General features: G+C 59.9%; 10 protein-coding genes. 3 read left to right on the top strand and 7 right to left on the bottom strand.

Annotation, left to right across the window (positions count from 1 at the left end):
* Nucleotides 1-5: 5 nt before the first annotated feature.
* A complete protein-coding gene (locus ACA075_RS19795) occupies nucleotides 6-1613 on the bottom strand; it encodes a carboxyl transferase domain-containing protein (protein ID WP_497294793.1) in 1608 nt (535 codons plus the stop codon).
* A gap of 12 nt (nucleotides 1614-1625) precedes the next feature.
* The gene (locus ACA075_RS19790) at nucleotides 1626-2789 is read right to left on the bottom strand and encodes an isovaleryl-CoA dehydrogenase (protein WP_219097078.1); all 1164 of its coding nucleotides are present in this window, start codon (nucleotides 2787-2789) and stop codon (nucleotides 1626-1628) included.
* Between the two features lie 204 nt (nucleotides 2790-2993).
* On the opposite strand from ACA075_RS19790, the gene ACA075_RS19785 reads away from it, so the two are divergent.
* A complete protein-coding gene (locus ACA075_RS19785; protein WP_497294791.1) occupies nucleotides 2994-4691 on the top strand; it encodes an AMP-binding protein in 1698 nt (565 codons plus the stop codon).
* A gap of 655 nt (nucleotides 4692-5346) precedes the next feature.
* On the opposite strand, the gene ACA075_RS19780 is transcribed toward ACA075_RS19785, so the two are convergent.
* The 3 genes from ACA075_RS19780 to ACA075_RS19770 all read right to left on the bottom strand — a co-directional run bounded on the left by ACA075_RS19780 (nucleotide 5347) and on the right by ACA075_RS19770 (nucleotide 7953).
* On the bottom strand, nucleotides 5347-6246 hold the full coding sequence (locus ACA075_RS19780) for a hydroxymethylglutaryl-CoA lyase (protein ID WP_497294789.1): 900 nt from the start codon (nucleotides 6244-6246) through the stop codon (nucleotides 5347-5349).
* Nucleotides 6247-6442: 196 nt separating this feature from the next.
* Entirely contained in the window at nucleotides 6443-6844 is a 402-nt protein-coding gene (locus ACA075_RS19775; protein ID WP_219097073.1) for a MerR family transcriptional regulator, read from the bottom strand.
* Nucleotides 6845-7023: 179 nt separating this feature from the next.
* On the bottom strand, nucleotides 7024-7953 hold the full coding sequence (locus ACA075_RS19770; protein WP_008148497.1) for a LysR family transcriptional regulator: 930 nt from the start codon (nucleotides 7951-7953) through the stop codon (nucleotides 7024-7026).
* A 153-nt stretch (nucleotides 7954-8106) separates the two neighbouring features.
* On the opposite strand from ACA075_RS19770, the gene ACA075_RS19765 reads away from it, so the two are divergent.
* On the top strand, nucleotides 8107-9336 hold the full coding sequence (locus tag ACA075_RS19765) for an acyl-CoA dehydrogenase (protein WP_219097072.1): 1230 nt from the start codon (nucleotides 8107-8109) through the stop codon (nucleotides 9334-9336).
* Nucleotides 9337-9449: 113 nt separating this feature from the next.
* On the opposite strand, the gene ACA075_RS19760 is transcribed toward ACA075_RS19765, so the two are convergent.
* Both ACA075_RS19760 and xthA read right to left on the bottom strand, forming a co-directional pair.
* Nucleotides 9450-10790, bottom strand: a complete 1341-nt coding sequence (locus ACA075_RS19760; protein ID WP_497294786.1) for a substrate-binding domain-containing protein — start codon at nucleotides 10788-10790, stop codon at nucleotides 9450-9452.
* Nucleotides 10791-11081: 291 nt separating this feature from the next.
* Nucleotides 11082-11894, bottom strand: coding sequence for an exodeoxyribonuclease III (gene xthA, locus ACA075_RS19755; protein WP_497294784.1), 813 nt, complete (start codon nucleotides 11892-11894; stop codon nucleotides 11082-11084).
* A gap of 331 nt (nucleotides 11895-12225) precedes the next feature.
* Between xthA and ACA075_RS19750 the strand changes: the two genes are divergently transcribed.
* Complete coding sequence (locus ACA075_RS19750; RefSeq protein ID WP_027925074.1) at nucleotides 12226-12876, top strand: GNAT family N-acetyltransferase; 651 nt, start codon at nucleotides 12226-12228, stop codon at nucleotides 12874-12876.

The raw sequence follows: 12876 nt of genomic DNA, 5'->3' as shown, positions 1-12876 counted from the left end.
CCCGATCACATCCGGAACACGCCGAAGCGGCTCGGTTCGATTGGCGCGTTCAGCGACGCGGACAAGGCCAGGGCGAGCACGTCGCGGGTCTGCGCCGGGTCGATAACGCCGTCGTCCCACAGCCGTGCGCTGGAGTAATAAGGGTGGCCCTGTTCTTCGTATTGATCGAGGATCGGCTGCTTGATCTCGGCTTCCTGCTCGGCGCTGAAACCCTGGCCACTGCGCTCGGCCTGCTCGCGCTTGACCTGCACCAACACGCCTGCCGCTTGCTCGGCGCCCATCACGCCGATGCGTGCGTTCGGCCACATCCACAGGAAGCGCGGATCGTAGGCCCGACCGCACATGCCGTAGTTGCCGGCGCCAAAACTGCCGCCAATGATCACGGTGAATTTCGGCACCTTGGCACACGCCACGGCGGTCACCAGTTTCGCGCCGTGCTTGGCGATGCCGCCGGCCTCGTATTTCTGGCCGACCATGAAACCGGTGATGTTTTGCAGGAACAGCAGCGGGATGCCGCGCTGGCAGGCCAGTTCGATAAAGTGCGCGCCTTTTTGCGCGGCTTCGGCGAACAGGATGCCGTTGTTGGCGAGGATCGCAATCGGGTAACCGTGCAGATGCGCGAAGCCGCACACCAGCGTGGTCCCGAACAGCGCCTTGAATTCGTCGAACACCGAACCGTCCACCAGCCGCGAGATCACCTCGCGCACATCGAACGGTTGCTTCGCGTCGGCCGAGACCACGCCGTACAGCTCATCGCTGGCGTAGAGCGGGGCGATGGGTGTGCGCTGCTGCAGTTCGCCGAGCTTGCGCCAATTGAGGTTGGCGACGCTGCGCCGCGCAATGGCCAGCGCGTGTTCGTCGCTCTCGGCGTAGTGGTCGGCAACACCGGAAATCTTGCAATGCACATCGGCCCCGCCGAGGTCTTCGGCGCTGACCACTTCACCCGTCGCGGCTTTCACCAACGGCGGGCCAGCGAGGAAAATGGTGGCCTGCTGGCGCACCATGATCGCTTCGTCGGCCATCGCTGGCACATAAGCGCCACCGGCGGTGCAGGAACCCATCACCACGGCAATCTGCGGGATGCCCATGGCGCTCATGTTGGCCTGGTTGAAGAAGATCCGTCCAAAGTGCTCGCGGTCTGGAAACACTTCATCCTGACGCGGCAAGTTGGCGCCGCCCGAATCCACCAGATAGATGCACGGCAGGCGATTCTGCTGGGCGATGGTCTGGGCACGCAGGTGTTTTTTCACCGTCAGCGGGTAATACGAGCCACCTTTCACGGTGGCGTCGTTGGCGACGATCATGCACTCGACGCCTTCGACACGGCCGATCCCGGCAATCACGCCCGCCGCCGGAACGTCTTCGCCGTAGACCGCGTAGGCCGCCAGTTGGCTGATTTCCAGAAACGGTGAGCCCGGATCGAGCAGGCGATTGATCCGTTCACGAGGCAGCAGTTTGCCCCGCGAGGTGTGGCGCTCTTGCGCCTTCGGGCCGCCACCTTGCTGCACTTGGGTGAGCAGGGTGTGCAACGCGTCGACTTGTTTGAGCATCGCCGCGCTGTTGGCCGCGAACTCCGCCGAACGGGGGTTGAGCTGGGTATGCAGGATAGCCATGGACAGCTCCGTTTAGCGGGTTTCGTTGAACAGTTCGCGACCGATCAGCATGCGACGGATCTCACTGGTGCCGGCGCCGATTTCGTACAGCTTGGCGTCACGCAGCAGGCGGCCGGCCGGAAATTCGTTGATGTAGCCGTTGCCACCGAGAATCTGGATCGCGTCGAGGGCCATTTGCGTGGCGCGTTCGGCGCTGTAGAGGATCACGCCGGCGGCGTCCTTGCGCGTAGTCTCGCCACGTTCGCAGGCCTGGGCCACGGCATACAGATAAGCGCGGCTGGCGTTGAGTTGGGTGTACATGTCGGCGACTTTGCCCTGGATCAGCTGGAACTCACCGATACTTTGGCCGAACTGCTTGCGGTCGTGGATGTAGGGAACGATCAGGTCCATGCAGGCCTGCATGATCCCGGTCGGGCCGCCGGACAGCACGACGCGTTCATAGTCGAGGCCGCTCATCAGCACTTTCACGCCGCCGTTGAGCACGCCGAGGATATTTTCTTCCGGCACTTCGACGTCATCGAAGAACAGCTCGCAGGTGTTGGAGCCGCGCATGCCGAGCTTGTCGAATTTGTTGCTGCGGCTGAAGCCTTTCGAATCACGTTCGACGATGAACGCGGTAATGCCGTGGGGGCCTTTTTCCAGGTCGGTCTTGGCGTAGATCACGTATGTGTTGGCGTCGGGACCGTTGGTGATCCAGGTTTTGCTGCCGTTGAGCACGTAGTGATCGCCACGTTTGTCGGCACGTAGCTTCATCGAGACCACGTCGGAACCGGCATTCGGTTCGCTCATGGCCAGGGCACCGATGTGTTCGCCGCTGATCAGCTTCGGCAGGTACTTGGTTTTTTGTTCGTGATTGCCGTTGCGGTTGATCTGGTTGACGCAGAGGTTGGAGTGCGCGCCGTAGGACAAGGCGACCGACGCGGAGCCACGGCTGATTTCTTCCATGGCGACCACGTGGGCCAGGTAGCCCAGGCCAGCACCGCCGTATTCTTCCGCGACAGTAATGCCCAGCAGGCCCATGTCGCCGAATTTGCGCCACAGGTCAGCCGGGAACAGGTTGTCGATGTCGATCTGAGCAGCGCGCGGGGCGATCTCTTTGGCGACGAAGGACTGAACCTGATCGCGCAGCATGTCGATGGTTTCACCGAGGGCAAAGTTCAGGGATGGGTAGCTCATGGGTCACCTTTTGGCTTTTTTGTAGGGCGGGGAGGGCAGCGGTTCAGCTCTCACCTTTACGTTAACGTAAGCCTGTGACGAATGGCTGTCAATCACCCTTTACGTTAACGTCAACTTGAGCGAGAGTAGAGCCAGTTCATAGAAGGCGAACCACCGCGGTGGGAGCCGCCGTAACACCCACTAATAAAGACAATAGGGGTCGTCATGGATCAACCCAGTGCAAGCCCGCAGCGCAGCTATACCCGTGGTTCCCAGGACAAAGCCTTGCTGGCGATCACCATCGGTCAGGCTTTCGACAACACGGTCGCGCAATATCCGAACGGGGAGGCGCTGGTCGTGCGCCATCAGCAGTTGCGCTACACCTGGCAGCAACTCGCCGACGCCGTTGACCTGCACGCCAGAGCCCTGTTGGCGCTCGGCTTGCAGGCCGGTGATCGCCTCGGTATCTGGGCACCGAATTGCGCGCAGTGGTGCATCAGCCAGTTTGCCAGCGCCAAAATCGGTGTGATCCTGGTCAACATCAACCCGGCCTACCGCAGCTCCGAACTCGAATACGTGTTGAAGCAATCAGGCTGCCAATGGCTGGTCTGCGCCGGCGCTTTCAAGACCTCCGACTACCACGGGATGCTGCAAGGCATGGTGCCGGAGCTGGCGGAGCAATCCATCGGAAAGCTGCAGAGCGAACGCCTGCCAGATTTGCGCGGCGTCATCAGTCTGGATGCACAACCCCCGTCGGGCTTTCTGCCGTGGTCGCAACTGGGCGATCTCGCCGCCAGCGTGTCCGCCGAACAATTGCGTGAACGCCAGGACAGCCTGCATTTCGATCAGGCGGTAAATATCCAGTACACCTCCGGCACCACCGGTTTCCCGAAAGGCGCGACCCTCAGTCACTACAACATTCTCAACAATGGTTACATGGTCGGCGAAAGCCTCGGGCTGACGGCCAATGACCGCCTGGTGATCCCGGTGCCGTTGTATCACTGCTTCGGCATGGTCATGGGCAACCTTGGCTGCATCACCCACGGCAGCGCCATGATTTACCCCAACGATGCGTTCGATCCGCTCCTGACCCTGACCACGGTGGCTGAAGAAAAAGCCACCGCGCTCTACGGCGTGCCGACCATGTTCATCGCCATGCTCGATCAACCCAAACGCGCCGAGTTCGACCTGTCGAGCCTGCGCACCGGGATCATGGCCGGGGCGACCTGTCCGATCGAGGTCATGCGCCGGGTCATCAGTGAAATGCACATGAGCGAAGTACAGATTGCCTACGGCATGACGGAAACCAGTCCGGTGTCGTTGCAGACCGGTCCTTCAGACGAGCTGGAACTGCGCGTCACCACCGTCGGCCGGACTCAGCCGCAGCTGGAAAGCAAGATCATCGACGAATCGGGCAACCTGGCGCCGCGTGGCACAATCGGCGAACTCTGCACCCGCGGTTACAGCGTGATGCTCGGTTACTGGAACAACCCGCAAGGCACCGCAGAAGCCATCGATCAGGCGGGCTGGATGCATACCGGCGATCTGGCGAGCATGAACGACGAGGGCTACGTGTGCATTGCCGGGCGCAACAAGGACATGATCATCCGCGGCGGTGAGAACGTTTACCCGCGTGAGTTGGAAGAGTTCTTCTTTACCCATCCGGCGGTGGCAGACGTACAAGTCATCGGGATCCCGTGTTCGCGCTATGGCGAAGAGATTGTCGCCTGGATCAAATTCCACCCGGGCCACAGCGCCACCGAACAAGAGCTGCAAACCTGGTGCAAGGAACGCATCGCGCACTTCAAGACGCCGCGTTACTTCAAGTTCGTGGAAGAGTTTCCGATGACCGTGACCGGCAAGATCCAGAAATTCCGGATGCGCGAGATCAGTATCGAGGAGCTGCGAGAAAAGCAGGTCTGACAAATTTCCCTTGTAGGAGCCAGCCTGCTGGCGATAGCGGAGTGTCTGAACCACCGCAATCGCCAGCAGGCTGGCTCCCACAAGGGCGGTGGTGAAAACCTGAATCGCAGAAAGCACAAAGGGGAGCCGAAGCTCCCCTTTAATTTTGTCGTTGCGCGTGCTCTTTTTTTATTATTGAGGGGCGGTCTGTTGTTGTTTTTAGTGACCGTGACCCTTTACCGCTGTTTTTTGTCGATCCCCATCCGGGATCAAGAGCAAACGTATTTTTTTGAGCGCTGATCTGCTTTTTCGCTGAGCGATCCAACCAGTTCGGGAGCTACCTGAAGGTAGTTTTATTATTCTCTGCCCGGTTGCGGGTTGCTCCGAAAAGCACCCTGAAAAGCACATCCTCTCCAAAAAAATCTGTTAGCTGCGTCTCTGCCGTGTTGTTTTTGTTATGTCAGAGTCGTTACGTCTTATTTTTATTAGGTTTGCCGCTTTTTTTGTTCTTGTTATGCAGTAGAGATAGCAGAAGCCGTGCCAACTTTAAAAAATCCTTATAAATCAAATATTTATGTTTTCACCGGATTTTTCTTTCAGACAAAACCAGACAATTTGTTTCCGTGTTACTCGCTTGTGCCCCACGTTTCAGACACAGCGGTAACACCCGCACGCGTCACTGCGCGCTGCGAGCCTTGGCCACGCGCGAGCCGGTCGGTCGCCCCAGCACGGAGCAAATCTGCTGGCCGGCCAAAATCAGAGCGTCCAGGTCAATGCCGGTCTCTATACCCAGGCCGTTGAGCAGGTAAACCACGTCTTCGGTGGCGACGTTACCGCTGGCGCCCTTGGCGTAAGGGCAGCCCCCGAGGCCGGCGATGGAGCTGTCGAAAACCGCGATACCTTCCAGCAGGCTGGCGTAGATGTTGGCCATGGCCTGGCCATAGGTGTCGTGGAAGTGCCCGGCCAGTTTTTCACGCGGCACCAAGGCTGAAACCACGTCGAACATCTTGCGGGTCGCGCCGGCGGTGCCCGTGCCGATGGTGTCGCCCAGGGAGACTTCGTAGCAGCCCATGGCGTAGAGCTCGCGGGCGACGCGGGCGACTTGTTCGGGCGCGACGTGACCTTCGTAAGGGCAACCCAACACGCAGGACACGTAACCGCGCACGCTGACGCCGTGTTGTCTGGCGGCATCCATGATCGGCACGAAGCGCGCCAGGCTTTCGCTGATCGAGCAATTGATGTTGCGTTGGGAAAACGCTTCGGAGGCCGCAGCGAACACCGCAACTTCCTTGACCCCGGCCGCGATTGCATCCTCAAACCCGCGCAGGTTGGGGGCGAGTGCGCCATAGGTCACACCCGGTTTGCGCTGGATCTGCGCAAAGACGTCGGCGGAGCCAGCCATTTGCGGCACCCACTTGGGCGAAACGAAACTGCCGACTTCTATATAGCCAAGGCCCGCAGCGGTCAGCGCGTCGACCAGTTGCACCTTGTCCGCAACGCTGATGGGTTGGGCTTCGTTTTGCAGACCGTCGCGAGGGCCGACTTCGACCAGGCGTACATGAGAGGGTAGGGACATGGGAATCGACCTGTGCTGATTGTCTGAGTGTTCAGAAAACCCTGTGGGAGCGGGCTGTGGCGAGGGGATTTATCCCCGTTGGGCTGCGAAGCGGCCCTGGAAATTTCTGCTGCAACATAGATTTTTACGACTGCTTCGCAGCCGAACGGGGATAAATCCCCTCGCCACAGTTGCTCCCATAGGGGACTGTGTTGACTTACTGAACCACTTCCTGGCTCTTGATCGTCTGCTCCAGCGCCTGGGTGCAGCGCTCCTGCGCCGTGTCCAGTTCAAGCTTCATCTGCTCGATGTCGAGCATCTGCTGCTCCAGCTGTTCGCGGCGCTCGGCGATCTTGTTCAACATGGTTTGCAGCTGTTTCTGATTGCCGCCGGTGGGGTCGTAGAGCTCGATCAGCTCGCGGCACTCGGCCAGGGAGAAGCCAATGCGCTTGCCCCGCAGGATCAGCTTCAGGCTGACCTTGTCACGGGGCGTATACACGCGTTCCTGGCCACGGCGTTCAGGACTGAGCAAGCCTTGCTCTTCATAAAAACGAATGGCTCGCGTGGTGATGTCGAGCTCGCGGGCGAGGTCGGAAATGCTATAGGTCTGGCTGCTCATGGAAGCGCTCGAAGAAGGTCATGGCGCTAAGCTAATGGCAGGTTGACGTTTACGTCAAGGGGCATGGATCTTCATTGATATCACCGGCCTCTTCGCGGGCAAGCCTCGCTCCTACAGTACGGCGCAGATCCCTGTGGGAGCGAGCCTGCTCGCGATGAACGATAACGCGGTAGCAAGTCTTACACCTTATCGAGCTTCTTCTCATGCGCCGTCACTTGCTGGCACAACTCGATCATCTGTTCGCGCATCCAGCGGTTGGCCGGGTCCTGGTCAGTGCTTTCGTGCCAGTAGAGGTGAGTTTCCACCGGCGGCACGTCGTTGACCGGCAGGTTCACCGAATATAGGTCATGACGACGGGCGAAGCGTTCCGGCACGGTCATGACCATGTCGGTCTGCTGCAACACCTGGGACGCCATCAGGTAATGCTGGGAGCGCAGGGCGATCTTGCGCTGGATGCCCATTTTTCCCAGGGCCAGGTCGACATGCCCCAGACCGCTGCGGCGGCTGGAGATATGGATGTGGGTCAGCGACAGATAATCATCGAGGGTGAATTTCTCTTTGCCCGCCAGCGGATGGCCCTTGCGCATCGCACAGACGTAACGGTCTTCCATCAACTTGACGTGACGCACCTGAGGGTCGGTGTTGAGCGGCGCATCCACTGCGAAGTCCAGACGCCCGGCCGCCAGTTCCTTGGTGGTCTCGCGTCGCTTGGACAGAAAACTTTCGATGATCACCGTCGGCGCCAGGCGGCGCAGGCGCTGGAACAGCGGCGGCAGGATTACCGCTTCGGTCAGGTCGGTCATGCTGATGCGATACGTCTTGACCGCTTGCAGCGGGTTGAAAATCCGGCTTTCCTGCACCGACACTCGCAGTAGAGAGAGGGCGTTACGCACCGGCCCGATGATGTTCTGCGCCATCGGCGTCGGCACCATGCCTTGCGCGGTGCGCACGAACAACGGGTCGTTGAAGGTCTCGCGCAGGCGGGCCAGAGCGTTCGAGACGGCTGGCTGAGTAATGCCGACAATCTGCCCGGCACGGGTCAGGTTGGCTTCGGTGTAGATCGCGTCGAAGACGATGAAAAGGTTGAGGTCGACCTTGCTCAGATTCATTGCGCTGCACTCTTATTGTTGGTTCTCAATCAGCCGATCATATATCGGTGATGAATGTTAATACACGCCGAGAATAGGCTAGGTAAATTATCAACGCTGTTCTAGCATCGATTGCATGACCTAAACAACCTCTCCACAAGAAGGTATCTGCTCATGGATTTCGCTTATTCGCCCAAGGTTCAGGAACTGCGTGAGCGCGTGACCGCGTTCATGGACACCTACGTTTACCCCGCCGAAGCGGTGTTCGAGCGCCAGGTCGCCGAAGGCGATCGCTGGCAGCCGACCGCGATCATGGAAGAGCTCAAACTCAAGGCCAAGGCTGAAGGGCTGTGGAATCTGTTTCTGCCTGAGTCCGAGCTCGGTGCCGGCCTGACCAACCTCGAATACGCGCCATTGGCGGAAATCATGGGCCGCTCGCTGCTCGGCCCTGAGCCCTTCAACTGCTCCGCACCGGACACCGGCAACATGGAAGTGCTGGTGCGTTACGCCAACGAAGAGCAAAAGCAACGCTGGCTCGAACCGCTGCTGCGTGGGGAGATCCGCTCGGCGTTCGCCATGACCGAACCGGACGTCGCTTCGTCCGACGCCACCAACATGGCTGCCCGCGCTGTGCGTGACGGCGATGAGTGGGTGATCAACGGCAAGAAATGGTGGACCTCAGGCGCCTGCGACCCGCGCTGCAAGATTCTGATCTTCATGGGCCTGAGCAATCCTGACGCGCCGCGCCACGCCCAGCACTCGATGATCCTGGTGCCGGTGGATGCCCCTGGCGTGAAGATCGTTCGTCCGCTGCCGGTGTTCGGCTACGACGACGCGCCTCACGGCCACGCCGAAGTGCTGTTTGAAAACGTTCGCGTGCCGTATGAAAACGTCCTGCTGGGCGAAGGACGCGGCTTTGAAATCGCCCAGGGTCGCCTTGGCCCAGGCCGGATTCACCACTGCATGCGCTCGATCGGCATGGCCGAACGTGCGCTGGAGTTGATGTGCAAACGTGCGGTGAACCGTACCGCGTTCGGTAAACCGCTGGCGCGCCTGGGCGGCAACATCGACAAGATCGCCGACTCGCGGATGGAAATCGACATGGCACGCCTGCTGACGCTGAAAGCGGCGTACATGATGGACACCGTCGGTAACAAGGTGGCGAAGAGCGAGATTGCGCAGATCAAAGTCGTCGCGCCGAACGTGGCGTTGCGGGTGATCGACCGGGCCATCCAGATGCATGGCGGGGCAGGGGTTTCCAACGATTTCCCGCTGGCCTACATGTACGCCATGCAACGCACCTTGCGCCTGGCCGACGGCCCGGACGAAGTGCACCGCGCGGCGATCGGTAAATTCGAGATCGGCAAGTACGTGCCGAAAGAGATGATGCGTAGCGGGCAGTAAGACTGCGTCATCGTTCTTCGCGGGCAAGCCCGCTCCCACAGGTTCAGTGCGATCCTGTGGGAGCCGGGCTTGCCCGCGAAGGCGTCGACTCATTCAACACCGCAACATCTGACTCAATACACCCAAACCTCAACCCGCCGATTCTTGATCCGCCCCTCATCCGCGCTATTCGCCGCCACCGGCATCTCGGCGCCAAAGCCGCGGATCTCGCGAAACACCACGCCGCTTTTCACCAGTTCCCGCCGCACCGCCATGGCCCGCAGCTTCGATAACAGATCGGCACGCGCCGGATCGCTCTTGGCATCACCAAACCCCACCAGCGTCACCTGCCGATTGGTTTTGCCGCGCTGCTTTATATAGTCGAGCACCCGTGACAAGTCTTGTCGGGCCTTGTTGTCCAGCGTCGCGCTGCCTTCCTCGAAACGGAAATTCACCGACAACCGCTGGGCGTGGCGGCTGAGGGCCTGATAACCCTCGGGCATCAAGGCGTTCGGCGTGACGCTCATGGCCTGCACGGTCTGCGCGACAAAACCGTTGCCCGCGACAATCGTCTGGCCTTTGCTGCTTTGCGCGAAGGCCACCAGCGCTTGCGCCCATGGATTTTTCCCGGTGGGCGGCAGGTAAAAGAACAGCCGCCGGGACAGCGGGTAATCCTCCGTGGCAATCAGGCTGTTGAGCGGCAACATGGCCTGGGATTGGCCATCAGCAATCGCCACGGCTTTGGCCTGGCGCACGTAAGGCAAGCCGATAAAGCCGATACCTTGCGGATCCTGGCTGACGGCGTCGGACAATTGCTCGCTGGATTCGAAGCGTTTCGCGGCGCTATGGAGTGTTTTCCCACGGCGACTGAGGACCAATTCCTTGAAGGTGTCGTAGGTGCCCGATTGATCATCCCGCGCATACAGGTGAATCGTCCCGCCACTGCCGCCGAGTTCTTCCCAGGTTTTTGCCTCACCGCTGAAAATTCGCGCCAGTTGTTCGGTGTCGAGTTGGTTCAGCGGATTTTGCGGATGAAGGATGATCGCCAGTCCATCGATGGCAATGACCTGCTCGGCGCCGGGGCTTTTGAGGTCACCCAACGACTTGAGGTCTGCCCGTTCGCTGTCCTTGATCGGGCGCGAGGAGGCGGCGAGATCGGCGGACGCGGTTTTCAGGGCGCTGAAACCGGTGCTGGAACCATGGGCCGCGACTTCCACCACTACCCGGCGTCCCTGTATGGTTTCACCGACGATGCGTTGTTCGTTGGCTGTATCCGGGATTTCACTGTGGACCTTGAGCAGGCCCTGCTCACGCATCAGGCCTTCGACCAGCGCCGGGCCCAATGCGGCGCCGATGGTGTTGGAACCCTGGATGCGCAGGACCGGACCGTTTTCGGGTGTCGGCAAATCGCCCGCCGACGCCGTCAACGGCAAACAGGCGCACAGCATCAACAGAAACGATATGCGCAGCGTCATGCCGGCACCTTGTTTGGCCAAAGGAAGTGCCGGGAGAATAAGTCAGTAAGATTTCTAAAAGATGACAGTTACCAAATGTGGGAGCGAACTGTGGCGAGGGGATTTATCGAAACGTCGCACCGCCCCGTTCGGCTGCGAAGCAGTCGTAAAACCGGTGAATGCGGTTCTTCTGAGAGACCGTAATTACAGGTTCAGGGCCGCTTCGCAGCCGAACGGGGCGGTGCGACGTTTCGCTAAATCCCCTCACCACAGTCTCGCTCCCACAGTTTATTTATGTCGAAGTCGAGAGGATCAGCTCAACTCAAGCCAGATCGGCGCGTGATCCGACGGTTTTTCCATCCCGCGCAGTTCGTAATCCACGCCTGCATCCTTCACCCGCGGCAACAACCCATGGGATGCCATGATCAAGTCAATCCGCAGCCCACGCTTGGGTTCGTCTTCGAAGCCGCGGCTGCGGTAGTCAAACCAGCTGAAACGGTCGGCCACGTCCGGGTTCAAGTGACGGAAACTGTCCACCAGACCCCAGTTCTTCAAGCGGGCCATCCACTCGCGTTCTTCCGGCAGGAAGCTGCATTTGCCGGTTTTCAGCCAGCGTTTCATGTTGTCCGGGCCGATGCCGATGTCGCAGTCCTCCGGGGAAATGTTCACGTCGCCCATCACCACCACCGGCTGTTCATTGCTGAACTGGCTTTCCAGCAACTGCTGCAGGTCGCCGTAGAAACGCTCCTTGGCCGGGAACTTGGTCGGGTGATCGCGGCTTTCGCCCTGTGGGAAATAGCCGTTCATGATGGTCACCGGCACGCCATTGGCGTCGGCGAACGTGCCCCAGATAAAGCGCCGCTGGGCGTCTTCGTCGTCGGTGGCGAACCCTTTATGCAATGCAATCGGTTCTTTGCGCGAGAGCAGGGCGACGCCGTAATGACCTTTCTGCCCGTGGAAATACACGTGATAACCCAGCGCCTGAACCTCGGCCAGCGGGAATTGGTCGTCGTGAACCTTGGTTTCCTGCAGCCCGATCACGTCTGGCTGGTGCTTGTCGATCAGCGCCGCCAGCTGATGCGGGCGAGCGCGCAGCCCGTTGATGTTGAAGGAGACGATCTTCATGGTCGGCAGTCCTGGCAAAAGGGCGATGCTAGCTGACCTGTAGGAATCGGGCCAGTGTTGAGGCAGGGGATTCGCTGTGTTCTGTCAGATCTGTATTGGCAGTCAGGGGCATCTTCGCGGGCAAGCCACGCTCCCACAGGTTCAGTGGCGTTCACAAATTTTGTGTTCGCTCAAGAACCCTGTGGGAGCGGGCTTGCCCGCGAAGAGGCCCATGCAGTCGATGAAGAGCCCGCCTTGGTCTATACCTGTGGGGGAACTGTATTACCACCCAAAGGCTCGTACCAATAAGAGCGCCGCCATTTTGAGTGGCGCCCCGGGGAGATCTATCGTTATGCCCGAAACCTCGACCGCCATTGCCGATATCCACATGCTCGACAGCGGCTACGCCCATGAAGCGCGCTCCCTGCTTTACCACGCTTACAGGCACGAACCGACCTTCGGCTATCTGTTCGAGGCCGAACGTCCCGGCTATGAACACCGTGTGCGGGCGACGGTGCGCGAACTGGTCAAGCAACACTTTCTTCAGGATCTGCCGGCCATCGGCCTGCTGGTCAATGACCGCCTGATCGGCATCGCGTTGATCGCCCCGCCACAACGTCGCCTGGGCATCACTGAAAGCTGGGCCTGGCGTTTGCGCATGGTGCTCAGCACCGGTTTTCGTTGCACCCGCCGTTACCTCGATTACCACGCCGCTGTTGCGGCCTGCGTGCCGTCCGATTCGGTGCACGTCCTGCCTTTGTTGGGGATTCATCCGCAGTTCCAGGGCAAGCACTTCGGCGAGCAACTGCTGCAAGCGGTGCATAACTGGTGCGCCGTGGATGAAACCTCCCAGGGCGTGATCCTTGATACCGGGAATCCGCGTTATCTGGAGTTTTACAAGCGTCAGGGCTATGAGGAAATTGGGGAGGTCGCCGTCGGACCGATCCGCGAACACGTGTTTTTCCACGCCAATCCCCAGGTGTTACAAACAGCAACGGCATAA

The sequence above is a fragment of the Pseudomonas sp. LBUM1663 genome (assembly GCF_059695905.1).
This window is presented reverse-complemented; position numbering and strand designations above follow the sequence as displayed.